The organism is Halorussus salilacus, assembly GCF_024138125.1.
Classification (GTDB): Archaea; Halobacteriota; Halobacteria; order Halobacteriales; family Haladaptataceae; genus Halorussus; species Halorussus salilacus.
This window is the reverse complement of record NZ_CP099994.1, coordinates 226,241-250,728: the sequence shown is the minus strand read 5'-3', so window position 1 is coordinate 250,728 and position 24,488 is coordinate 226,241. Positions and strand designations below refer to the sequence as shown.

The 24,488-nt window shown below is 66.5% G+C and carries 18 protein-coding genes, 1 pseudogene and 1 CRISPR repeat array (1 of these 20 cut by a window edge); of the genes and pseudogenes, 13 read left to right on the top strand and 6 right to left on the bottom strand.

All coding sequences use genetic code 11. The features are described from left to right. A CRISPR array of direct repeats spans positions 1 to 31; the repeat unit is 30 nt (it extends 2,908 nt beyond the left edge of the window). A gap of 249 nt (positions 32 to 280) precedes the next feature. Continuing rightward, a complete protein-coding gene (locus NGM10_RS16815; protein ID WP_253484125.1) occupies positions 281 to 1,273 on the top strand; it encodes an aldo/keto reductase in 993 nt (330 codons plus the stop codon). A 124-nt stretch (positions 1,274 to 1,397) separates the two neighbouring features. Here the strand turns inward: NGM10_RS16815 and NGM10_RS16810 are convergent, their stop codons facing one another. Then, on the bottom strand, positions 1,398 to 3,443 hold the full coding sequence (locus NGM10_RS16810) for a hypothetical protein (RefSeq protein ID WP_253484122.1): 2,046 nt from the start codon (positions 3,441 to 3,443) through the stop codon (positions 1,398 to 1,400). Between the two features lie 246 nt (positions 3,444 to 3,689). On the opposite strand from NGM10_RS16810, the gene NGM10_RS16805 reads away from it, so the two are divergent. From NGM10_RS16805 to NGM10_RS16795, 3 genes are read left to right on the top strand one after another with little or no spacing between them, the layout of a single operon-like run. Then, positions 3,690 to 5,297 carry a DUF58 domain-containing protein gene (locus NGM10_RS16805; protein ID WP_253484119.1) on the top strand — a complete coding sequence of 536 codons (1,608 nt, stop codon included), beginning with the start codon at positions 3,690 to 3,692 and terminating at the stop codon, positions 5,295 to 5,297. 2 nt (positions 5,298 to 5,299) lie between these two features. Next, positions 5,300 to 5,818, top strand: coding sequence for a DUF8163 family membrane protein (locus NGM10_RS16800; RefSeq protein ID WP_253484117.1), 519 nt, complete (start codon positions 5,300 to 5,302; stop codon positions 5,816 to 5,818). Then, the gene (locus NGM10_RS16795; protein WP_253484115.1) at positions 5,811 to 6,761 is read left to right on the top strand and encodes a DUF7982 domain-containing protein; all 951 of its coding nucleotides are present in this window, start codon (positions 5,811 to 5,813) and stop codon (positions 6,759 to 6,761) included. The genes NGM10_RS16800 and NGM10_RS16795 overlap by 8 nt, the downstream gene beginning before the upstream one ends. 21 nt (positions 6,762 to 6,782) lie before the next feature. Here NGM10_RS16795 and NGM10_RS16790 read toward each other — a convergent pair whose 3' ends face one another. After that, entirely contained in the window at positions 6,783 to 7,781 is a 999-nt protein-coding gene (locus NGM10_RS16790) for an AAA family ATPase (protein ID WP_253484721.1), read from the bottom strand. A gap of 453 nt (positions 7,782 to 8,234) precedes the next feature. Beyond that, a pseudogene (locus NGM10_RS18315) lies at positions 8,235 to 8,909 on the bottom strand (DUF4350 domain-containing protein); the annotation flags it as partial. Positions 8,910 to 9,060: 151 nt separating this feature from the next. Here NGM10_RS18315 and NGM10_RS16780 point away from each other — a divergent pair. The 5 genes from NGM10_RS16780 (at position 9,061) to NGM10_RS16760 (ending at position 14,547) form a co-directional block, all read left to right on the top strand. Then, positions 9,061 to 9,336, top strand: coding sequence for a DUF8044 family membrane protein (locus NGM10_RS16780; RefSeq protein WP_253484112.1), 276 nt, complete (start codon positions 9,061 to 9,063; stop codon positions 9,334 to 9,336). A gap of 76 nt (positions 9,337 to 9,412) precedes the next feature. Next, positions 9,413 to 10,453: a DUF1616 domain-containing protein gene (locus tag NGM10_RS16775; RefSeq protein WP_253484109.1), complete on the top strand. Its 1,041-nt coding sequence runs from the start codon at positions 9,413 to 9,415 to the stop codon at positions 10,451 to 10,453. 265 nt (positions 10,454 to 10,718) lie between these two features. Beyond that, positions 10,719 to 12,068: a glycosyltransferase family 2 protein gene (locus NGM10_RS16770; protein WP_253484107.1), complete on the top strand. Its 1,350-nt coding sequence runs from the start codon at positions 10,719 to 10,721 to the stop codon at positions 12,066 to 12,068. A 6-nt stretch (positions 12,069 to 12,074) separates the two neighbouring features. Then, positions 12,075 to 13,316 carry a glycosyltransferase family 4 protein gene (locus NGM10_RS16765; protein WP_253484104.1) on the top strand — a complete coding sequence of 414 codons (1,242 nt, stop codon included), beginning with the start codon at positions 12,075 to 12,077 and terminating at the stop codon, positions 13,314 to 13,316. Then, positions 13,306 to 14,547, top strand: coding sequence for a glycosyltransferase family 4 protein (locus NGM10_RS16760; protein ID WP_253484101.1), 1,242 nt, complete (start codon positions 13,306 to 13,308; stop codon positions 14,545 to 14,547). Before NGM10_RS16765 ends, NGM10_RS16760 begins: the two co-directional genes overlap by 11 nt. A gap of 136 nt (positions 14,548 to 14,683) precedes the next feature. On the opposite strand, the gene NGM10_RS16755 is transcribed toward NGM10_RS16760, so the two are convergent. Beyond that, positions 14,684 to 15,400: a class I SAM-dependent methyltransferase gene (locus tag NGM10_RS16755; RefSeq protein WP_253484098.1), complete on the bottom strand. Its 717-nt coding sequence runs from the start codon at positions 15,398 to 15,400 to the stop codon at positions 14,684 to 14,686. A 487-nt stretch (positions 15,401 to 15,887) separates the two neighbouring features. Here NGM10_RS16755 and NGM10_RS16750 point away from each other — a divergent pair, with 487 nt between their 5' ends. Beyond that, positions 15,888 to 17,093 carry a polysaccharide lyase gene (locus NGM10_RS16750; protein ID WP_253484095.1) on the top strand — a complete coding sequence of 402 codons (1,206 nt, stop codon included), beginning with the start codon at positions 15,888 to 15,890 and terminating at the stop codon, positions 17,091 to 17,093. Positions 17,094 to 17,128: 35 nt separating this feature from the next. On the opposite strand, the gene NGM10_RS16745 is transcribed toward NGM10_RS16750, so the two are convergent. Both NGM10_RS16745 and NGM10_RS16740 read right to left on the bottom strand, forming a co-directional pair. Then, positions 17,129 to 18,298: a glycosyltransferase family 2 protein gene (locus NGM10_RS16745; protein WP_253484092.1), complete on the bottom strand. Its 1,170-nt coding sequence runs from the start codon at positions 18,296 to 18,298 to the stop codon at positions 17,129 to 17,131. A gap of 126 nt (positions 18,299 to 18,424) precedes the next feature. Beyond that, positions 18,425 to 19,849, bottom strand: a complete 1,425-nt coding sequence (locus NGM10_RS16740; protein ID WP_253484089.1) for a flippase — start codon at positions 19,847 to 19,849, stop codon at positions 18,425 to 18,427. Positions 19,850 to 20,039: 190 nt separating this feature from the next. On the opposite strand from NGM10_RS16740, the gene NGM10_RS16735 reads away from it, so the two are divergent. The 3 genes from NGM10_RS16735 (at position 20,040) to NGM10_RS16725 (ending at position 24,475) form a co-directional block, all read left to right on the top strand. After that, positions 20,040 to 21,872, top strand: a complete 1,833-nt coding sequence (locus tag NGM10_RS16735; protein ID WP_253484087.1) for a hypothetical protein — start codon at positions 20,040 to 20,042, stop codon at positions 21,870 to 21,872. Between the two features lie 169 nt (positions 21,873 to 22,041). Continuing rightward, positions 22,042 to 23,124, top strand: coding sequence for a glucosamine inositolphosphorylceramide transferase family protein (locus tag NGM10_RS16730; RefSeq protein WP_253484085.1), 1,083 nt, complete (start codon positions 22,042 to 22,044; stop codon positions 23,122 to 23,124). 106 nt (positions 23,125 to 23,230) lie between these two features. Beyond that, positions 23,231 to 24,475 carry a carboxylate--amine ligase gene (locus NGM10_RS16725; protein WP_253484082.1) on the top strand — a complete coding sequence of 415 codons (1,245 nt, stop codon included), beginning with the start codon at positions 23,231 to 23,233 and terminating at the stop codon, positions 24,473 to 24,475. Positions 24,476 to 24,488: the final 13 nt, after the last annotated feature.

Sequence of the window (24,488 nt, the reverse complement as noted above, 5' to 3'; positions counted from 1 at the left end):
CGTTTCACCAGAATCCGTGTGGAATTGAAGCACGACGAGAAGGTCGGCGTCTGAATTCGGCAGTCTGTGGTCGAGAGAGCAGTTCTGTTCGGTGACTGGTCCCCTCTCGGTTCCCTCGTTTCGATGATACGGTCGAGACAATTTCGGCAGGGCCTCGAATTCGGCTTCGGACCATGCACACACTTCGGCTACGTACTCACGTCGTGAGAACGGAAAGCGAACAGGAAGACGAGTTGCCTTCTCGTCAATCTTTTTGAGGTGTGGCTCCGTTCTCCCGGCCATGGAGTACACGACGCTCGGAGAGACGGGGCTCAAAGTGAGTCGAATCTGCCTCGGGTGCATGAGTTTCGGGTCGAGCGACTGGCGCGAATGGGTGCTGGAAGAGGAGGAGAGCCGACCGATCATCGAACGCGCCATCGACCTCGGCATCAACTTCTTCGACACCGCGAACATGTACTCGCAGGGCGAATCCGAGCGTATCCTCGGGAACGTCCTCGCCGACTACGACCGCGATTGGCCGGTCGTCGCGACGAAGGTGTACCACCGGATGGGCGAGGACAACCCCAACGCCCGTGGACTCTCCCGAAAGGCCATCGAGCAGGAACTCGAAAACTCGCTCGACCGCCTCGGGATGGACACCGTCGACCTCTATCAGATACACCGCTGGGACGACGAGACGCCCATCGAGGAGACACTGCGCGCGCTCGACGACGCGGTCCGCCGAGGACAGGTCCGGTACATCGGTGCCTCGTCGATGTGGGCCCACCAGTTCGCCGAGGCGCTCTACACCTCCGAGCGAATCGGACTCGACCGGTTCGTCTCGATGCAGAACCACTACAACCTCGCCTACCGCGAGGAAGAGCGCGAGATGCTCCCGCTCTGCGAGAAGGAGGGCATCGGCGTGATGCCGTGGAGTCCGCTCGCCCGTGGGTATCTCACCCGTCCGCACGAGGAGTTCCTCGAAACGGTCCGCGGCGAGTTCATGGACGAAGACGAGTCCATGTCGAGTCGAGTCGCCGCCTACCGCTCGAACGGGGGCGACGAGGTCAACGAGCGCGTCGAAGAGTTGGCGGTGGAGAAGGGAGTGACGATGGCCCAGATCGCGCTCGCGTGGCTCCTCCACCGAGACGAGGTCGACGCGCCCATCGTCGGGACGACCAGCGTCGAGCATCTGGAGGACGCGGTCGAAGCGCTCGAAATCGACCTCTCGGACAGCGAACTGGAGTATCTGGAGGAGCCGTACGGACCGGTGGAGATCGAGGGTCACGAGTGACGGCTTCCGAAGAATCGCCGATAGCTGTCCCGTCCTGAGTCGTGACCGGCGAGTTCTGAGCGCCCGCCGACAGCTCCGACTCCGCCGGACGGGTACTCCGCCCGACGAGCACTCTCCCCGACGGTCACTCCCCCGACCTCGTCGGCGAGTCCGGCCCACCGTCAGAACCGAACGCGGTCGCAGAGGCGACCGCGTCCGTCGCGACAGCCTCGGGGACTTCGCCGGGCGCGAACGCCGCGCGCTCGTAGGTCTCCGTGAGTTGCTTCAGCGTCCGCAATCGCTCGTCGGGGAGACCGGCGGCCCGACACGCGTCGTAGAACTCCCAGTGAGTTCGACCGCTGGAATCGAGCGGTCCCGCCACCGGTCGGCTACCACGGCTCAGCAGGTGGCGGACGGCAACGTAAGCGGCGACGACGGCGGCGTCAAACTCGTCGGCTTCGAGTGCTACGGTCGCCGAGTCGAACAGCGACTCTGGGGAGGGTCGGCCGGTATCCGCGATTGCGTTCGCCTGGGCGTCCGCGTCGGTCTCGCGGTCGGACCGTTCGGCTTCGTCGGCGCGGAATCGCCAGACGAACGCGCCGAGGATGGTGACGCCGAGTAGTCCGACGACGCCCAGTCCCAACTGCTCGGCGGAGAATGCCGAATCGTTCGCGTCGAAGGTCGCGGTCGCGCTCGCCCGCGCCGGGCCGAGGTTCCCGTCGGACGGCGAGTACGCCGCGACGACCTCGGCAGACGAGTCGGCAGAGACCGACCCCTTCGAAACGGTCGCGGTCGTCGCGTACTCGCCCGTCGCGTTCGTAGTGGCGTTCCCGATGGTCCGGCCGTCGACGCGAAGGTCGACCGTCCGGTTCGCGAGCGGGTCGCCGTCCTCGGTCGCCAGCCGACCCGCGACGTAGACGGTCTCGTTGAACGTCCGAACCTCGGTCGTCGACAGCGAGGTCCGGGTCTCCTCGACGGTGACCGCCGCCGTTCCGTTCGCCCCGGCGAGCGCGACCGGGCCGTCGGCCCGGGACGTCGCAGTATCGAGCGCCAGACCGACGTCGACCCGCCGGTCTCCGGGCGAGACGTTCGCCGGGAACCGTCCTGCGGCGTCGAACGAGCCGTCCTCGGCGGTTCGGACCTGCGCAATCGGGACACCGTCGACCGTCACCGCGAGCGGCACGTCGGGAGCGCCGACGCCGTCGCCCGCGACGCTCCCCTCGACGGACAGCGTATCGTTGTACCCGACCGGCGACGACGCGTCGGCTATCGTCACGTTCGGCTCGACCCGCCGAATCTCGAATCGGGCCGTCGCGTCGTCGCGCACGTAGACCGACTCGTTCGCGGGCAGGAACTCGACCGTCCGCGCGCGCTCGCCCGCCGGGGCGAGCGTGGGCCGGTACGCGACCTCGAACCGACCGTCCCCGTCGGTCGTCGCGTCGAGCGTCCGGTTGCCGACCCGGAGAGTCACGTTCTCGTCGGCGACCGGGTCGCCGTCGGCCGTCTGCAGGCGACCGTCGAGCGGGACGGGGTCGACGAACGACCCGACCGGTTCCGTCGCCTCGACCGACAGTTCGGTCCGGACGAGCGTCCGGTTTCGGACGGTCAGTTGCGTTCGGGTAACGTTCGACCGCACCTCGCTGATCGACCGGGTGGCGTTCCGGCGCTCGCCCTCGTCCAGCGACTCCATGTCGGCGTAGCTCTCGTCGAGTCGGGACGCGGTCCGGTTCACCTCGGCGGCTCGGCGTTCGAGTTCGTGGGCGAGTCGCCGGGTCCGGAGGGTCTCGTTCTCCTCGCGGGCCTCGCGGTAGTCCTCGTGGGTCCGTTGGTACAGTCGGGCCTCGGCGAAGAACTCCCGCTGGAGTTGCCCGGTGGCGTCGAGCGGGTCGCCCTCGATTCGGCCGCTCTCGGGCTCGCCCTCGTTCGACACCTCTGCGTACTGGTCGGCCAGTTCGGCGTACTCTGAGTTGTCGTCGATGAGTTCGCTCGCGCGCTCGCGGTCCTCTCGACTCACGTCGGCGCTCTCGGCGAGGCGTTCCGACAGTTCTCTGGACATCCACACTTGCGCGTCGCTGACGCTGTCCCTCTCGTCGACCTCGTCCGGGTTCCGGTGGGCGACCGAGGTCTCGTTCCCCTCGGGAGGGTCGTCCCGTTCGGCGTCCGAGATGCCAGCGTTGTCGGCGATTTCCACGTCTGGGACCGCACTCCCAGCGCTCGCTCCGAAGACGATAGGCCCGGCGGTCGCTACCAGGACGAACAGAACGAGGGTTATCCGGCCGGTCGGTCCCCACTCCCCCAAGTCACATCGACCAGTACTCTTGCCTCGGTAATACGTTTGGTGGAGGCTCCGCGAGAACGAGTAGCACAGGTCCGGTACCCGCGTCGTTCGCCCCCGACTACCAGTAGCTTGAACTACGGGAACGTCGTCTCCAGCGCCATGGAAGCGACGCGGCGCTACTGGGGGGAGGCGGGGGTTGCCGTCGTTCTCGCCGGTTCGGCGGTTCTGTTCGGCCGCGCCGTCCTGCTGGTCGGCGCGGCCGGAGTCGCCGGTTGGCTGGTCGCGCGCCAGTACCTGTTCGTGCGGGCGGTCTCGAACGCGGCCGAGGACCTTTCGGTCACCCAGTCGGTAGCGAGGGACGCGACCAGCGTCGGCGACGATCTGGAGGTCGTCCTCGGCGCGGAGTTGCATCGCCCGGCCCCGGTCGGAATCGAACTCGAAGCGGACCTCCCGGTCGGGGTCGAAGTGAGCGGGGGAGACGACGAAGGTGCCAGTGACGAGGACCCCGACAGCGACGCTCGCGGACCGCGAGCGTCGCTGTCGGTCGGCGAGCGTTCGGCGCGGACGACGTTCGCAGTTCGCTGTCGGGTAGCCGGGGACTTCCAGTTCGGCCGAGCGACGGTCACCGCGACCGACGCCACCGGACGGTTCCGGGCGGTGTTCCCCGCGGGGCCCGAGCCCCGCGTGAGCGCGAGCCCGCGCGGGCCGACGAACGTCCACGTCGGAGTCGGCGGCGACTCGGTGGAAGCGCCCTACGGCGAGTACGCCAGTAGCGACAACGGGTCCGGTCTCGACCCGGACGACATCAGGGCCTACGTCCCCGGTCACGAGGTGCGACAGATCGACTGGAACGCGACGGCCCGTCTCGGGTTCCCCCACGTCCGGGAGTTCGAGGCCACCACCGAGCGCCGGACCGCCCTCCTCGTGGACTGCCGAGCGTCGATGGCCACCGGTCCCGACGGGGAGACCGCGTTCGACTACGCCAGACAGATCGCGCTCGCCGTCGTCGGTCACGCTCGCGATAGCAACGAGCCGGTGAACGTGTACGCGGTCGGCGAGGCGGGCCTGCTCCGGGACGGGTCACCGTCCACCGTGGGCGGGAACTACGCGGTACTCGAACGCTGGCTTCGGGCGCTCGAACCGGGGCCCGAGCGGTCTCGCGCGTCCGGCGGCGAGAGCGAAGTCGGAAGCGCGAGTGAAGCCGGAACCGGGAGTGGAGTCGGAAACGCGAGTGAAGCCGGGACCGGGAGTGGAGTCGGACGCGGTGCGGCGCACTCGCCAGCCGCCGCTCGGCGTCGCTCGCGGCGGCTGAGCGACGACCGAACGGCGTTCGCCGCTCGGCTGGAACCGTTCTTCGCCGACGCAGACCCCTACGTCGAGCGCGTGGCCGACGACCCGCTCTACCGCACCGCCAAGACCCGTCTCGAACGGTTGCGGGGCAACGTGACGACGGTGGTGCTGACCGACGACTCGCGCCGGGCCGAGGTCCTCCAGACGGTGAAAGTCGCGCGCCGGTACGACGACCACGTCGTGGTGTTCCTGACGCCGAGGGCGCTGTTCGACCGCGGGTCGGCCGACCTCGAATCGACATACGACCGGTACGTCGACTTCGAGCTGTTCCGGCGTGAACTCGCGGAACTCGACGGCGTCTCGGCGTTCGAGGTCGCTCCCGGCGACCGGCTGGACGCCCTGATGGCCGCGAACGAGACCGGGCCGCGAACGGGGGAAGCCACGAGAGCGAGCGCGCGAGCGGGAGCGAGTGAGTGACGATGGCGGCCGAACCGGAATCCGGCTTCGCTACCGACCGGACCCGACTCGGCGGGGCGAGCGCGCTGGTCGCGACGGCCGCGCTCATCAGCTTCGCGGGCGAGCAGTGGGTCGCGGTCGTCGGTGCGCTCGCAGTCCCGGTCGCGTGGTACCTCGCCGGGCCGACGTACGCGTTCGCCGTCGGTCACCTCGCGCTCGTGGCGGTGCTACCGGAGAGGGCCATCGTCTCGACCGTCGACCTCGCCCGCGCAGGCGCGGTCGAGGCCGGGCTGGTGGGCGTTCTGGTCGCGACGGTCCGGCCCGTCGGCCCCCGCCGCTCGACGCCGGGGGCCTCCGTCGGGCTACTCGTCGTCCTCGCGTGGATACTTGCTGGCGGCGTCCTCGCGTGGGCGAGCGCGAGGCCGCTTCTCGAAATCCCGACCGCCGCGGGTCTGGTAGTGGCGCTGGCGGCGTTCACAACGTACGGACTGCATCGCTACCGCCTCGTCTCGCTCGGACTCGCGGGTGAGACCGATGAGTAGCGACGGCCTCGAATCCGCCGACGGCCCCGGTTCCGGCGGCCGCGAGTCCGAGGGCGACGGCGCGGGGTCCGAAACCGCATCGGACCTCGCCGCTCAGGTCGAGATGCTGGTCGAGGAGAACCGACGGCTCCGCGAGGAGACCGTCCGCGCCCACCAGGCCTCCTACCGGCGGACCGCGCTCGGGATGTTCGCCGTCGGTGCGTTGGCGGCGCTGGCAGCGGTCGCGTTCCCCGACTCGCGGAACGTCCTGTTCGCGCTCGGTGGCACGGGGCTGTTCGCCGGGGTGATGACCTACTACCTCACCGCCGAGCGGTTCGTCGCCGCCGAGACCGGCGAGCGAGTCTACGCCGCGCTCGCGGCGACCGGCGCGGAACTCGTCGCCGAACTCGGCCTGCAGGACGACCGGGTGTACGTGCCGGGACGAACGACCGACGAGGAGGTCGCCGACGTTCGCCTGTTCGTCCCCAACCGCTCGGAGTTCGCCGTTCCGGACGCCGAGTCGCTGGACTCGCTGTTCGTCGTGACCGAGCGCGGCCGGGAGCGCGGCGTCGCCCTGACGCCGACCGGCGGCGGGCTCTATCGAGCGTTCGAATCCGCGATGGTCGAGGAGGCCGCCACGCATCCGGCCGACCTCGGGGCGCAGTTGGCCGACGCGCTCGTGGAGGGGTTCGAACTCGCCGAAAGCGCGAGAGCCGACGCCGACCCGGACGGCCGACGGGTCACGGTCGAAGTCTCGGGGGCCGTCTACGGCCCGGTCGACCGGTTCGACCACCCCGTCGCGTCCCTATTCGGGGTGGGGATGGCCGCGGCCCTCGACGCGCCGGTGTCGCTCGACGTGACGCCCGCGGAGAACGGCCCGGCCGACTACTTCGTCACCTGCGAGTGGGACGATGTCGAACCGACGGACGAGGACGCCGAATCCGCGGGCGGAGAACGGGAGTAGAGAGCCGAGGCGCGGGGCCAGTCACGAGTCCTCACGTCCAGACGCCGCCGCATTCTCGGCTCCGGCCATCGAACCGTCGCCGTCCGGGGGGTCGACGCTGGTCAGCACCTCGTCGAGCACGTCGTGGACGGAGACGTCGCTCAACTCGGCTTCCGCGCTGGTCACGAGTCGGTGGGCGAGGGCCGGGCGGGCGAGCGCCTTCACGTCGTCGGGGGTGGCGTACTCCCGGCCGCGGAGCGCCGCGCGCGCCTTCGTCGCGTCGAGCAGGAACAGGGCCGCCCGAGGCGACGCACCGTACTCTAGGTCGGGCGTCTCGCGCGTCGCGTTCACGAGGTCCCGCAGGTACCGCTTGACGGCCGGGTCGACGTGGACCGCGGCGACGACCTCCCGCGCGTCGAGAATCTGTCCGGCGGTGACGACCTGCGAGACGTCCTCGGGCCCGAGTTCGGGCCGGTCGTCGAACCGGTCGAGGAGCGCGAGTTCCTCGTCCTCGTCGGGCATCCCGACGGTGAACTTGAACTGGAAGCGGTCGCGCTGGGCGACGGGGAGTTCGTAGGTCCCCTCCATCTCGATGGGGTTCTGGGTCGCGACGACGAAGAAGGGGTCCGGGAGCCGGAGGGTATCGCCGTCGATAGTGACCGCGTTCTCCTGCATGGCTTCGAGCAGGGCCGACTGGGTCTTGGGCGTCGCGCGGTTGATTTCGTCGACGACGACGACGTTCGCGAACACCGGCCCGCGCTGGAGTTCGAACTCCCCGGTCGTCTCGCGGTAGATATGGGTCCCCGTGATGTCGGCCGGAAGAACGTCCGGGGTCATCTGGACGCGGTTCGCGTCCAGCCCCGTCGCCGCCGCGAACAGGCGGGCGATGGTCGTCTTCGCCACGCCGGGGACGCCCTCCACGAGGACGTGACCGCCCGTCAACAGCGAGATTGTCAGCGTCTCCAGCACCGACTCGTTGCCGACCAGTACGGTCTGTATCTCCTCTCGAAGGTCCTCGTAGACGGCGGCGGGTTCGGTCATCGTCGTCGGTGACGACGCCGAGCCGGATAACTCGAACGGGCGTTCGCACTCGAACGGGCGTTCGCGCCCGCGGCGCGGGCGCGAACGCTCATCGCTCGCGGCGGCGCTCGACCGCCGAGACGACCCGTTCGATGCGCTCGCGATCCCAGTCGGGGTGGCGACGTTCGAGGGAGTCGGCCAGTTCCGACCGGGGGGACGGGCGTCGTCGACCAGCGCGGTCGGCTCGCGGTGCGAGCCGACCGCGCGCCGGGCCCACGCCGCCAGCGCGCCCACCGCGAGGAGGCCGAGACCGAACTGGGCGAGGGGCGACCCCCGGACGACGAGGACCGCGAGCGCGAGCGGCGGGAGCGACCCGGTGTGCGAGTGGTCGAGCACGACCGTGCCGTGCTGGGCGAGGAGCGCCCGGACGAACGCCCGGTTGCCGGGCCGGTCGAGCATCGCGTTGATGAACGCGCTGGAGTCGCCGACCACCACGACCCGGCCGTCGCCGACCGACTCGACCGTCGCCACGGTCCGGTTGTCGAGGGTCTCGTTCTGGCCGAACTCGCCGTCCCGGTCGGCGTCGACGTAGGCGTGCTCGGAGGTCTCGACCAGCGGGGTCGCGTCGGCAGGGTCGACCGCAGTCCCGTGGTTGAGCGTCACCGACTCGACGCCCGCGACGAACGGGTGGCCCTCGACCGGGGTCGCGACCGGCATCGCCGAGGACCGGTAGTTCGACCGAACGTCGTACAGCGGCCGCCCGTCCAGTCGGGCCGACGCGCCGACGCTGCGGAGGAGGTCGTTCGAGTGGGGCCCGTAGTCGTCGGCGACGACGAGGGTGCCCCCGCGCTCGACGAAGTCGGTCACGCGGGCGAGTTCCGTCGGCCGATAGCGCTGGTCGGGCGACAGGACGAACGCCACCGCGTCGTCGGCGGGGACCGACGAGTAGGTCGCGGTGTCGTGGGCGAGTTCGACCCGCGTGCCGGTGTCGTCGGCCACCGAGCGGAGGTCGGTCGTCCCGTCCCACTCGTCGTTGTACGGACCGTACGACGCCGAGGACGTGGCCCCGGCTACCGCCACGCCGACGACGACCGCCAGCGTCAGCCCGGCCAACACGACGTGCGGAATCGCGAGCCCGTCTCCCCTCATTCCGACCGGTCTACGACGGGGGACGCATAGAAACGTTCGCATCGTTGCGCTCCGTTCCGGCCGGATGTTTCCCCTCGGCCGAGCACGTCCCGCGCCGCGGCGAGCGCATTCGGGCGTCACCTTCTACTGTGGCCCCGGCGTACACGGGACGATGGCGATGCGACGACCCCGCCGGTTCGTCTACGGACAGGTGGCGTGGATGCTGGGGACCGTGCTGGCGCTGGCGGCGCTCGGGGAGCCGTCGCTGGAGACGTTCTTCATCGGGTCGCTCGTCGGCTTCCTCGTGCTCGCGGAGCTGACCGCGCCGGTCAACGTCGCCCCGAGGTGGCGGTCCCGGCTGAAGTGGGTCGCGCTCGCGGGGGTGCTCGGGTTCGGCGTGCTGATGGTTCGGCGCGTCCTCGAATTCCTCCCCGAGGGGCTGCTGTGAGCCCGGTCGGACGGCCTCGCGAAGAGTTCAAAGGTTCCGCTTATTTTTAGTCTTCGGCGGCGAACAGGTGGACACCATGGTGAGCCGACGCGAGCTGAAACTGCTCCTGCCGCGGCCGGTCCGCCGGTTCCCGGCCGACCTGACGGTGGTCGTCGGACTCGTCGCGGCGGCCCTGCTCGCGGTCTGGCTCCCGGTCGTCCGGGAGTCGTGGCTCCGCGCGGTACTCGGGGGGGTGTTCGTCCTCTTCGTTCCCGGGTACGCGGTCGTCGCCGCGCTCTTCCCCGAATCGAGCGAGTCGGGGACCGACGAGTCCGAGCCCGCCGACGACCGGGGGCCGACCGCCCACTGGCCGCGGTCGAGCGCTGGCCTCACCCTCGCCGAGCGCGGCCTGTTCTCGGTTGGGGCGAGCCTGCTGGTCGTGCCCCTCCTCGCGCTGGTGATAAACTTCGCGCCCGTGGACATCACTCGCGAGTCGCTGCTGTTCTCGGTCGGCGGGTTCGCGCTGGCGATGGCGGCAGTCGCGGCGGCCCGCCGATGGCGACTCCCGGCCGAACGCCGGTTCCGGGTTCCGTATGGGGAGTGGGCCGCGGGAATCAGCGCCGAACGACTCGCGGGGAGTTCGACGCTCGATACCGCGTTGAACGTCGTACTCGTCGTCTCCGTGCTCGTCGCGGTCGGCGGCGGCGTGTACGCGGTACTCGGCCCGCAGGAGAGCCAGACGTTCACCGAGTTCTACCTCCTCGGCGAGAACGAGACCGGCGAACTGGCGGCCGACGGCTACCCCGAGACGATAGCGCGGGGCGAGAACGCGACGGTCGTCGTCGGAATCGGCAACCACGAGCACCGGGACGTCGAGTACTCGGTCGTCGTCCAGTTACAGCAGGTTCGGGAAACGAACGACTCGTCGACCGTGACCGACTCGCGAGAACTCGACCGGTTCCGGGCGGCCGTCGGCGACAACGAGACCGTCCACCGTCGCCACGAGTTCGCACCGGGGACCACCGGCGAGCGACTCCGACTCCAGTACCTGCTCTACGTCGACGAACCGCCCGAAGACCCGAGCGCCGGGAACGCATATCGGAGCGTCCACGTCTGGGTGAACGTCACCGAGCAGTAACGACGCATACCGGACCCCACATGCGCGTTTCGTCGATTCGAACGGCGGGAACCGCCAGCCGGAACCGCGACCGGACGGCGAGGTCGTTTCACCGGCGTTCCGGCCGTTTCGCTACCGTTCCGGCCGTTTCGACGGTCGGGGAGAGACCAGACCGGAATTATCGGCTCGATGCGTCCGACCGGCGTTTCGACGCTCGACTTCCATCGGCTGTTTACGCGTGATACGGGGCTTCTAACTATACATCAGGATAGCAATAGGGGGTCCGATGGGGAGTACGAACGAGTACACGGAAAACGAACACCGACTGGAAGCGATACCGACGGGAGAGAAGGTATCGCCCGCTCTCAGTATCATCGCCCACGAACTCGACCTGGGGACGGTGGCCCGGACCCTGTTGCGGGCGAACGAACACGGGGTCTTCTCCTTCGTCGTTGTTCCGGAGACCGACTACTCCCTGATCGGTCGGCTCGCCGAGAAGTTAGGCTCGGTCGTCCTCGAACTCGAGTTCGAGGACGATTCGCCGGTCGATACCGTCGAGCGGGTCGCGCGGGCGTACGGCTTTCCGGCGATGCTCTACGTCGACTCTCCCGGCGTCCGCGTTGATACGTCACGATTCGAGGAGGCCGCCGAAGCGACCGACAGCTACACCGCCGCAGCTCCGCTGGTCGACGAACCGTCGCGCGAATCGGTCGACACCGTCGCGGCCATCCCCGCGTACAACGAGGAGGACACCGTCGGGTCGGTCGTCGAGCGAGCCCGCCCGCACGTCGACGAGGTGGTGGTCGTCGACGACGGGAGCACCGACGAGACGGTCGCCGCGGCCGAGCGGGCGGGCGCGACCGTCGTGGAGCACGGGACGAACCGCGGGTACGGAGCGACGTTGCAGACCGCGTTCGAGGCCGCCGACGACCGAAACGCCGACGCGCTCGTGACCCTCGACGGCGACGGCCAGCACGACCCCGAGGACATCCCGAAACTGCTCGCGCGACAGCGAGAGACCGACGCGAACGTCGTTGTCGGGAGCCGGTTCCGCGGTGACGCGAACGCTCACGTCCCCCGGTATCGGCGGTTCGGCCTGTTCGTCATCAACGTCCTCACGAACCTCTCGATGGGCGCGTTCCCCTTCAGGTCGTGGGTCTCGGACACCCAGAGCGGGTTCCGGGCGTTCGACGCCCGCGCCATCGAGAGCCTCGCGGGCGACGGGACGCTCGGCGACGACATGGGAGCCAGCACCGACATCCTCTATCACGCGCGACGGAACGGCTACGCCGTCGAGGAGGTCGGGACCACCATCCGCTACGACGGCGATGAGACGAGCACGCAGAACCCGATATCCCACGGCCTGTCGGTCGTGAGCAACATCCTGCGGACCGTCGAGCGCGAGCGGCCGCTGACCTTCGTCGGACTCCCGGGAATCGCGGCCGTGACGGTCGGCATGGGCTTCGGCTACTGGGGGGTCGTCAACTACGTGCAGACGGGGACGTTCCCGACGGGAATCGTGCTGATCTGCCTGTTCAGCACGTTTCTCGGGTCTCTACTCTCGTTTGCGGGCGTCATCCTCCATTCGATACAGACCCACGTCGGACCGCCGGGAGACGGGTCGGTGGGGAGGTGAGCCGAGATGGGTAACGACTCACAGGCGGGACCGACGGAGGACGGACGGAAAGTCACAGACCGGATGCACGTACTCGGGCTCACGAACATGCGGGTCGACGAGATGCGAGAACCGTTCGAGGAGTTAGGCCGTCGCGGGACTCTCGTGACTATCGACCCTGACGACGGGGTTCGGGCCTACCTGTCGGCGTTCACGACCGGGTCACGGTGTATCGAGCGACGCGGCTCGGACGCAGTTCTCACCTACAACGGGTCGGGACTCCTCGGCGTCGTCGGCGCGTTACTCGGCAGGTATCACGGGGTTCCATTCCTGATACGGCAGAACGGGGATATCTTCAGACAGCATCGAGAGGCGGCGGTCGACCTCGTTCGAGAGCGCGAGTGGAAGCGGTTCGCGACCCACCTTCCGTTTGCGTTGCTGACTCGGGCGGTCTTCCACGACGCAGACGGGTTCGTCCCGGTCGCCGACGCGCTCGCGGGGACTGTTCACCGCCAGACTGGGTGCCCGACAGAGCGAATCGCGTCCGTTCCGAACCCGGTCGACCTCGAGACGTACGCCCCATCGGAGGCGGGAGGCCACGGCCGGGACGCCGACGAAGGGCAACTGCTGTTGACCGTGACGAACCTGAACTTTCAGGGGAAGTACGAGGGGGTCAGGCGACTGATCGACGGAATCGTCCCGTTGCTCCGGGAGCGTCCAGACGTGGAATACGTCGTCGCGGGTGACGGGAGGTACTACGGCCGTCTACAGCGGTATCTCGACGATGGCGTGGACGGCGATGTGCGGGACCGAATCCGAACGCCGGGATACGTCGACGAGGTGGCGAAACTATATCGGTGTGCCGACGTGTTCCTCTACGCCTCGTTCATCGACGGCTATCCGAACGTGATTCTGGAGGCCCAGGCGACCGGACTCCCCATCGTTACGAACCCCGCGTACGGCATCGTCGAGCAGATAGACGACGGCGAGACCGGGGTTTTTGTCGACCCGAACGAGTCGGACGAACTCGCACGAACGGTCTCATCGCTGTTGGACGACCCGGCAGAGCGCGACCGAATCGGGAGGAACGCCCGCGAGCGGGTAGCAACGACGAACGATGCGGAATCGGTCGCGCCCCTACTCTACGACGCGGTTCGAAGCGTCGTCGCGGAACGGCGGACCCAACCGACGGCCGACGAACCCGTTCCGGTCGGCGGCGACGCGCCGACGGCCCCTCGGCGGCCGGGGGGTGGCGCGGATGACGGATAGACCGGCCATCCTCCAACTGCACCGAGGCGAGATACATCCACCGTCGAACGGGGAGGAGGTCCGCATCTGGGAGACGGCGAAGAAGTTCGCGGAGTACGGGAGCGTGTGGTTAGCGCATCCGGACGGCGACGGGAGCGACCTCCACCCCGGAGTCAAGGGCGTGGGAACCGACAATCCGTTCTTGAACTACAAGACGACTCGCATATACGCGTGGAACGCAACGTTTGGTCTCGCGGCCGACAACGGGCTCGACCGATTACAGGCCGGTCGGACGGTTCGAACGCTCGACCGGCTCGACGCGGAGTTCGATGTGGTGTGTTGTGAGTCGCCCCAGATGCTCCGAGCGGGACGTAGACTGGCGGCCCGGTACGACGCGAAGCTCCTGTTGAACAAGCACAACGCGATGTACGACCTGCTCGACCAGCAACTCGGCCTGCGGCCGGTTCCGTCGTCCCTGCGGCAACGCGCGGTGAAGAACCTCCGTCGATTCGAGCAGTGGGGAATCGACGCCGCGGACGCGGTCGTGTTCCAGTCGGAGGACGACGCCACGCGGTTCCGGCTTCCGGACGACGCGGTGGTCGAGGTGATACCCAACGGGACCGATTTCGATCACATCGATTCGGGCGGCGACCCCGGCGCAGTCCGGGAGGAATTCGGCCTCGACGGTTCCGAGACGGTCTGTCTGTACGTCGGGGCGTTCGACTACGACCCGAACGAAGTCGCGGCCGAAGTGATCGCCGACGAACTCGCACCCGCGCTCCCCGACATCGAGTTCCTCTTGGTGGGGCGTAATCCACCGTCTGTCGACCGTGAAAACGTCCACACGCCCGGGTTCGTGGACGATTTGCCAGGAACCCTGTCGCTCGCGGACATCGCCATCTGTCCGCTGACGCTCGGGTCGGGGACGAAGCTCAAGATGCTCGACTACCTCGCGGCCGGTCTCCCCATCGTGACGACGGAGGTAGGGGCTCAGGGTCTGCCGCTTGAGGACGGCGAAACCGCCCTGATACGAGATTCGTGGAACGGGTTCGTCGAGGCTATCGAGCGACTCGAAGCGTCGGAATCCCTACGGGATACGCTCTCGTCGAACGCGCAAGTACTCGGTCGGGAGTACTCGTGGGACTCATTGTTGGAGAGGTACGATCCGGTGATCGCAGAACTCCTCAGCACTAGCGAGGTAGAGGCGGACACGTCGACTCCCAACGAGGACACGAGGGCGTCTTTGGAATAACTTCGGAGTGGTGAACACCGAAACCCGATATTCGGTGACCACGGCTTTTGGAAAACGGGAATCGTCGTTCAGTTCTATATCACGAGACTGTCTCAGAAGAACCCTCGCGCACCGATGAGGAAACTGTCGCCGCTGACTAAAGACTTCGGCGTTCGAACTTCGCTGACAGCACGCCGTACCGTGTCTCTTCGTTAGAAAAGTCGTATGGGTCGCCGAATCGAGCGCTCGCATATATTCCGTCTTCCGATTTCTCGCGTCGGTCTTGCCAGACGAGTTCGAATTCGGGACGGAATTCGTCGACGATATCCCAGCCGTAGGATATCGGTTCGGTCACGGTCGGGTCGTGGTTCACATCAGTGATAAGTAGGAACAAGCCATCGGGAGCCGTCACACGCTTGATTTCAGCGATGCTCCGCTGAAGGTCGTCTACGTGATCCAACGAATTGAACGAGGTAACGATATCGAAGTGTTCGTCGGGAAACGGAATGTCTTCGGCTCCGCTATCGACGTACTCCATCGGTGAGTCGTCAGCGAAACCGAGATTCTCGTACTCGTTCACCAGCGGGTCCAGCCCGATATTCTGTTCGGCCATCGTCGCCCAATCGAGAGACCCCCGCGGACCACAGCCGATATCGAGCACTCGCTTTCCGTCGTACTCACCCGTATCGAGATCGAAGTGATCCGTGAAGAAGTACTCGTAATGGTCCGATGGTAGTTTTCCTTTCTTAGCTTTTTGGAGTCTCCAGTACCCCAACTCAGCTTGTCGCTTTTTTTGGGTCGAGTCGCGGGACAGCATCGCCAGAACGAGGTTTGTTGCGGCCTTCACGTACTGGTATCCCCTGTTCAGTGGCATAGACCGTTGGAACGGGAATATCTCATTTAATCCTTGGGGAGGCAATACAACCGTACAGTTTGGTCCCCGAGAGGTAGTCATCTAACTTTTAGTAGTAATGTTCCATTGCCATCCTTTGCGAAAGACGATAGCCTGATTACTTGCGACAGATTGGTCCCACACCAATAAGTTTATAATATGTGGATATAGCATTGAAGGTTGCATGGCACGCGACGAGACGGTACGTGATTCCGACCACGAGAAATTGGCGCTCAAACGGCGTGACTACTTGCAATTAGCTGGCGTGGCAGCGACATCTCTTGTAGCATTCGGTACAGTCGGGACGGCGCAAGAAGGAGACCTATTTTTGGATGAAAACTTCGAGGACGAGGGGTACCGTGACAATTTCACGTTCACGTACAACATGTACGATGAACTCACGTCCCAGCCGATTCAGTCCGAACCGTATTCACTCAGAGTTCCGTTCGAAGAGGGGAGTCACGACGGTATGACCGCGTGGACCGATCCCGTCGAAGCGGACCTACTCGACGAACCGATTCAGGAGCTGTACGCCACTTACTGGGTGCGGTTTTCGTCCGACTTCGAAGGCAGTTCGCACACGAACAAACTGCCGGGGCCGATGAACTACTTCGAAGACTGGAGTGAAACCGACGAGAACGGTGACGGCCACGGTGGCGATCCGGCCACCGGATACGGATGGAGCGCACGGGCCGGGTTCAAAGACACCGACAGCGACCGGATTCGAATCGGCTCGTACGTCTACCACATGGACATGGATGGCCAGTACGGCAATAACTGGGGCTATCGTTGGGTGTCGAAAGGCGAGTGGCATCGAATCACCCAACACGTAAAGATGAACACCGTTTCAAACGGGAGTGCAAATTCCGATGGAATATTAGAGTACTGGGTCGACGACGAAAAGACAATCGAGCAAGATGAGGTTCGGTGGACAGAACACCCCGAAGAAGGAATCAACTACGCGTTCACGGTATGGTACGGCGGTAGTGACCCGTCACCGAAAGACCAAGACGTGTATTTAGATAACTGGAAGCTCAGCACCACCCCCATCCCGGGTACACCACCCGAACAGGACGCCGACCCGGAAGGCATCATCCTCGAACTCATCACTAGCGAGGGGATGGCCACGACGGAGTACGAGTTCACCGTCGCCGGAACCGTCGAAAAGCGGACCGACGCCGGTGACCTCTCCGCGGAGGACAACGACGACATCACCGACAACGGTGACGGAACCGTGACGGTCAACGGTGCGGTCGGCAACGGATACGGCGACTCGTACTACGTGGACGGCACCATCGAGTCGATGTCCGACCTCGACGAGTCGAAGTGGACGATTCGGTACGACGACGAAGAAGTGAGCATCGACGACATCGTCGAATCGGACGGTCCCGACATCGACCGATTCGAGATATCCAAGAGCCAGCAGTTGGGCGACGACAGGATGTTCTCGGTCCAGTGGGCCGTCTCGGAGAACGAGGACGAACTCGACACCGTCGAAGTCGTGGTGGCCGAGGACGAGGAGAACATGAACTTCGCGGTGACCGACGTAAGTGGCGAGAGCGCGTCCGGGTGGGACCTCTTCCAGTTCCCGGTCGACACCGGACTCGAAGTGACGTTGCGCGCCGAAGATGGCGGGGAGAACGTCACTACCCAGACCGAGACCATCACGCTCTGAGGACGGCGAAGCGGCCGATACCGAGCGGTTTCTTTTCACTCGTTCATCGTATTCCACGTCACGATGTTGTGTCCCCGGAGGAAGTTCCACGCGCCGACCGCGAGGCTGTAGTTGCCGACGAGGAAGTAGTGGGGGACGTGCAACAGCGAGGGGACCGAGCTCCCCCGGCGGTTCAGGACGTGTCCGACCGAACCCGCGAGGACCAGCGCCACGAACCCCGCGACCACGAGGCCGAAGAAGGTGCTTCCGGTCAGGAACCACAGCGCGGTGGCACTGGCGAACGCCGCGACGAACAGGAGCGGAGTGGTCCACCAGAGGACGGTGTCGGAGAACAACTGGAGCGAGTAGCGGCCGTACTGCAGGGGGTTCAGGAGTCCGAGGTGCTGGGCCACCGTGTGCCACGACCGGGTCGCGATGCGGGTCTTGCGGGCGCGTTCTGCCTCGACCGACCCGGCGGTCCGCTCGCGAGCGACCGCATCGTGGGCGTACTCGACCCGCCCGCCGCGCTCCCGGACGGCGAGGGGTTCGGCGAAGTCGCTCATGGCGTCGGCCGGGAGCGGGACGTACGCCTCCCGGCGGACGGCGTATATCGCGCCGTTGCCCTTCACGACCGACCCGACGTTCGACTCCAGTCGCTTGACCAGCCGGGTGTAGCGCCAGTAGAGCGACTCGCCCTCCACGTCGTCGTCGGTTCGGGTGTGGCGGAGTTCACCGACGACGCAGTCGACGCCCTCGCCGAACCGCGCGACCAGCCGACGTATCGCATCGTCGTCGTACATGCAGTTGGCGTCCGAGAACACGAGTATCTCGCCGTCGACCCGGTCTACGACCCTGTTCTGGCACTCGGTCTTGCCCACCCGCCCCTCGATGCGTTCGAGTTCGACGCCCTCGTCGGCGTACGAACGGACGATCTCGTCGGTGCGGTCGCTCGACGCGTCGGAGAAGACGACGATGTCGAGTCTGTCCTCGGGGTAGTCGAGTCCGAGGCTGTTCTCTATCTTGTCGGCGATGACGCCCTCCTCGTTGTACGCCGCGATTATCAGCGACACCGTGGGGAGTTCGTCGGCGGCGGCGAGCGTGGGCGTCGAGCGGGAGACGAACCGGGAGACGACCCAGAGCCCCGCGGGGTAGAGGAAGTAGGCGTACAGCACGAGGAAACTCGATACTGCGAACGCGGTGACGAGCGCGGTACTGATCGAGGGCATGAGTACTCGCTAACGACGGCGACCCCCAAATCGTTAGCGGGCCGACCCGCGTCGCGAACCGGACGCAATCGGGGTCGGGCGAGGTCGAACCGACGGGCCGAGGTCGAATCGACGGGCCGAGGCGGGTCACTGCAACCCTGGAACGAACTCCCGGAGCTGTGCGGATATCTGGTCCTTCAGCGGCGGGTAGAGGAGCACGAACGCGCCGTACAGGACGACGCCCGTCGCGACGAATCCGAACAGACCGGCCGCCGTCTCGACCGGAACGACGGTCTTCGCGGCGTAGAGGACGGTCCCCATGGCGGCGGCCGACACCGCACACCACCCGAGTTCGTCGTACGGTGCTCGAATCTCGATGAATCTCGAGAGATAGTAGGTTCGGAGAGCCATCCCGATGGTGACCGAGACCATCGTCCCCGTCGCGGCACCGACGATGCCGAACGCCGAGATGAGAATCACGTTCAGCACGAAGTTCGCGGTTATCGTCACGATGGTCGCGATGGTGACGTACTTCGGCTTGTTGAGGCCGTACAGGGCGTCGCCTGCCAGCGTCTTGATGCCGCTGGGTATCTTGCCAGCCATGATGATGATGAGGGCGAGCCACGCGGCCCCGAACTCGGCGTCGAACACGAGTGTCAGTATCTCCTCGGCGAGGACGAGCGTGCCGAAGAACGCCGGAAACACGAGGAACATCGACGGGGTGAGTACGCGCGAGAACAGGCGCTCGATGGAGTCCCGCGACCCCGCGGAGTCCCACGAGCTGAACTGGGGGAAGATGGCCACGCCGATGGACTGGGCTGCCAGAAGCACGGGGCCGCCGATCCGCCACGCGACCTCGTACACCCCGACCGCGGCGTTCGTCGCCAGCACGCCGAGGATGAGCGTGTCCATCCACTGGTGGACCTGATGGCCGACGCTCGGGACGACGGTGAACTTGGCGTAGGCGGCCAGCGAGCGCGCCCGCTCCATCGACGGCCGCCCGAAGCCGGTGTCGACGGCGCGGAACGCCAGGACGAGTCGAAGCGCCAGTCCCGCGATGACGCTGACGACCAGTCCGACGACCCCGTATCCCGCGTACACGAGGAGGACACCGCCGCCGTACATGACGACGTTGTACACGAAGTCTATGATCGCCGTCTCACCCACGCGGAGTTCCCCGGAGAGGGCGTTCTTCATCAGGGACGAAAGCTCGTGAAGCACCAGAGCTACGACGAGGAACCAGGTGAGGTCGAGACCGATGTAATCCGCGACGAATCCTCGGACCGCCAACAGGCCCCAGATCGTGAGCGACAGCAATCCGAGTTTCAACAGGAGGCTCGTGGTGAGGACGGATTCGGGATGGCTCCCCTCGCTGATCCGTTTCTGGACAGCAATTCGGAGGCCCAAGTCGGCCGGTCGCCTGAGAACGAACAGCGTCGCTTGAAACAGGAAGAACGTCCCGAGTCGCGCGGCACCCAGCTCTCGGGCGTAGTACATGATGGCGAGAAACGACAGCACGACGCTGACGGTCTCCGCGAGGAACACCTTGAAGCTCGACCGGGCGACGTTCATCGGTTCACCCCCTCATTCGACGGCGCGCTCGCCGGGTTCGTTCGTGTACTGCACACCGCGAGCAACAACTGAACTCCGCATAAATGTTCTCGCCACGCGAACCGGCGCGAGGCGGTCCCGCGGGACCGCCTCGCCCGGAAGACACAATACCGAGGCCGCCGCGTAGGTAGACGATGAGTGGGGGGTCGGCGTGGAGCGGCCGACGAGGCTGAAGCTCCTCGTAGCCGCGGGAGCGGCGTCGGTCGCGACGGCGATTACGTTCGTCGCCGCCGACCCGTACGCGCCGACCTACGAGATATCGGTGTACGACAGCTACGGCCCGGCGTTCTGGGCACTCCTGCTGGCGGCCGTCTTCCTCGGGCAGGTCGTCGTCTTCGAGAGCGGGCGGTCAGAGGACCCCCACCCCTACTGGAAGTGGGGCTTCGCGCTCGTCGTCGCCGCCAGCGTGGTTCTGCTGTCGATTCCCGCGTTGCGATACCACCTGTTCGCCAGGGGCGACATGCTCACGTACATCGGGATGATTCGGGAGATCGCCGACCTCGGGACCCTCCCGCGGAACAACTACTATCCCAACGTTCACCTGCTCGCGCTGACGCTGAGCGATGCGACCGGTATCGACCCCTCGAAGGTGATAAACGTCGTTCCGCCGGTCGTCTCGATTTTCTACGTCGTCTCGATGTATCCGCTGTTGACCGCGCTCTTCTCGGACGGCCGGAAGGCACTACTCGTCCTGCCGTTCGCCTCGTTGCCCCTGTTCGGCTTCGACCACGTCTTCTTCCATCCGAGCGTGGTCGCGTTCATGCTCCTCCCGTTCGTCCTCGCCCTGCTCTTCCGGAGTTACGGCGGCCGGTCGCGCTACCGGTTCAAGCTGCTGTTGCTCGTCGCCATGGTCGCGCTCGTGTTCTATCACCCCGCGGTCACAGTCTTCGTCGTCGGCATACTCGTGCTCCTGAAGCTGTCGTTCCTCGTCGGACGGCGCACGGGCGAGGGGTTCACCGGCCGGGAGACGACCTCGCTGACCGCGGCCTCGCTCGGGTTCGTCCTCTTTTTCTCGTGGTACTACTCGTTCGAGTCGATAATCGGGAGCACCCTCGGCGTCGTGTACACGCTGGTCGGGGTCTCCGAGGGGTCGTCGACGTTCGACAACATCTCGGGCGTGTTCGGCCGAACCTCGCCGGACCTCGTCGACGTCGCCCTCACCGGCATCTATACCTACGGGATGGTCGGTGCCGTCGTCGGTATGGGACTGCTCTTTTTGAGCTATTACGCGCTCCTCATCGTCCGGGACGAGCGCCGCTTCGACCCCGTCGAGGCCTTCCTCGGGGCGACTCTCGTGGTGTTCACGGTCGGCGGTGCCATCGCGTTCTTCGTCGACGTGGTACTCGACTTCTATCGAATCGTCCGGTACGCGTTGTTCGCCGGTTCCGTCCTGATCGGAATCGGGTTCTACACGCTCTTCGAGCGGGTCGACTGCGAAACCGCGAGTCGGAACCTCCGTCGGCTCCTCTACGTCTCGTTCGTCGTGTTCGCCTTCCTCTCGGTCTTTCTCCTGTACGGGTCACCGCTCGCGAACGACTCCAGCAGTCAGATCACACAGGCCGAGGTCGAAGGGATGGATTGGCTCTTCGAGCACCGCAATCGGACGCTGTTGATCGATCAGTTGGGAATCGACCAGTATCGGATGTACAACTTCCACCGCTCTACGGAGGTCTGGGGCGAGAACGTCCGGCGGGAAGTGCCGCCGCCGCCGATGCACTTCGACTACCGAAACGCCTCCGACGAGGAGGTGCCCTCGTGGGCGGCGACCGACCGCCGCTATCTGGTGGCGACCAAACTGGGACGGACCAAGAACCCGCGGTTCTACCCCCAGTATCGGGACTTCTGGCGACACTCGCCCGAGGACTTCGAGCGGTTAGAACGCGACCCCGCGGTCGCTCACGTCTACGACGACGGGACGCTGGACACCTACGTCGTCCGAGACGTGGGGAACCGAACGAACTCCTCGACCACGGGAACCCCGTAGCTCACAGTGTCCGCCGAACGCGCGACACGCTTTTGAAATGCGGCGTCGTTGGAGTCGCTATGGGATGGGGACGAATACGAACCGAACAGCGCGGTCGAGGGGCGCGTCGCCGTGAGAGGGGCGGCCCACCGAAATCGTCGCGGATGAGCGACCGCGAAATCGACCACGTATGCAGGTAGAACGTATCCGGAGGAAACCCCTCGACGCTATCGAGCGGGCCAGGTGGCGCGTCGGCGAGGCCGTCCACCGGGGCCTCGCCGACGGCCGCCGCGTCGGTCGCGACGAGGGACTCGCTCACTGGGGACGGACCCCCGACCCCGGTTCGGTACGCCCGGGCCACGAGGGTGGCGTCGGGAGCCACCGACCCTTCCGTCCGCGGCCGCTGGCGTCGGCCGCCAACCCCGTGCTGACCGTCGCCGACGTGCACGACTACGGGGACGCGGAGTTCGTCGCCGACCCCTTCCTGTTCGCCTCCGAGACCGACGGGTGGAACCTCTTTTTCGAGGTGTACAACCGCGACCGGACGCCGACGGGCGTCATCGGGCACGCGACCAGCGGGGACGCCGGACGGTCGTGGACCTACACCGGGGTCGTCCTCCGCGACGAGGTCCACCTGGCGTTCCCATACGTGTTCGAGTGGAATGGGTCGTACTTCATGATACCCGACCGTTGGAACCGCGAGCGGGCGGCCCCCATCCGGGTGTTCCGGACCGACTCGCTCCCGGACGGGTGGCGGCCGGTCTCGACCGTGGTCGCGCCCGACCGCCAGCTCGCCGACTGCGTGGCGTTCCGGTGGAACGACCGGTGGTGGGCGCTGTTGGGTAGCGACGACGGCAGGTACGAACTCGAAGCGTACTACACGGACGACCTCCTCGCGGACGGGTGGACGCCCCACGACGACAATCCGGTCGTCTCCGGTCGGCCCACGGCCGCTCGACCCGCGGGGCGGCCCATCGTCGGCGAAGATTCGGTTCTGGTCTTCTTTCAGGACTGTGCGGCCCAGTACGGCGACAGGGTTCGCGCCTACGAGATAGATCGGCTCGCTCCGGACGAGTACGCCGATTCGGAACGTCCCGAATCGCCGATTCTCGAAGGGACCGGCCGAGCGCTTGGCTGGAACGGCGGTCGGATGCACCACGTCGACCCGTGGGACACCGGCGACGGCTGGCTGTGTGCGGTCGACGGCAACGTCGGCCTCGGACGACGCGCGTTCGGCCCCAACCACTGGGCCATCGGGATGTTCCGGGCGTGATGCCGTCGGCGGGACCGACCCCCACAGCATCGACTTAAACCCGGCCGTCGGCCGGAAACGGGCGAATAACAAAGCCGCCGTCCCGGATGGCTCTACGACAGAGAGCATGGAGTCCGTCATCGTTCCCGCGGTGGACGTGCCGAGTTCCTTCGTTGCCCTGCGGTCGCTCCACCGACGCGGGATACACACCATCGCCGTCTCCGAGCGGGAGTCACCCGAAGTGTTCTGTTCGCGGTACTGCGACGAGGCGGTCCGGGTCCCCTCGCCGAACCGGACCGCGTCGGGCTACAGGGAGGCGCTACTCGACCTCGCCATGCGCGAGGACGTGCGGACGATCCTCCCGGTCCGAGAGGAGGACGCCTACGTCCTCTCGCGTTACAAGGCGGAGTTCGACGAGTACGTGGACCTGCCGATACCCGATTTCGGGACGCTCCGCAAGGTGCAGGACCGAACTGAACTGTTCGACGTGGCCGCCGAGGCTGGCGTCCCGGTGCCCGAGACCGAGTTGCTCACCGAGTGGACCGACTGGTCCCGGCCGACGATAGTCAAGGGGCGGTACACGATACTGGCCGACGCCTACCGCGAGTCCCCGCCGACGGTCGGGGGACAGGCGGTACGAAACGGCGGCGGGACCGAGGCCGGTCTCGCGAACCCGCCGAAGACGGAGTATCTCCCACCGGGCGAGCGCCCGGACGTCGACGCCCTCCGCGACCGGTCGGGTCACGTCCCGCTGGTCCAGGAGTACTTGCCCGACACCGACGAGTACAGCTTCTGTGCGATGTACGACCGCGGCGAGCCGCTGGCGACGTTCCAGCACCGCCAGATACGGGGCTTCAGCTACAGCGGCGGCACGAGTGCGTTCCGGAAGTCGGTGTACGACCCCGACCTCGAAGCCGAGGGGCTGAAACTGCTCGACGCGCTCGACTGGCACGGCCCGGCCGACGTGGAGTTCAAGCGCGACGACCGCACCGGCGAGTTCAAGCTCATGGAGGTCAACCCCCGGTTCTGGTCGTCGGTGCCGTTCGCGGTGCAGGCCGGAGCCGACTTCCCGCTCTACTACTGGCGACTCGCGACCGGACGGGCCGACCGCATCGGCGGCGAGTACGAGGTCGGCATCGGCGGCCACCTCCTCGTCGGGGAGATATCGTACCTGCGCAGTGTGGTCTTCGAGGACGTGCCTCTCGTCGAGCGGCCGTCGATGGGGGCCGCGCTGGCGGCGGTCCTGTCGTCGCTGGTCCGGCATCCCCGGTTCGATTACGCCGACCGCAGCGACCCCTGTCCGTTTCTTCGATACGCGTACAACGAACTCGCCAGACCCCTGCTGAATCGAGTCGACGGCTCCGCCTCGTAGAAGGTCCGTGCTG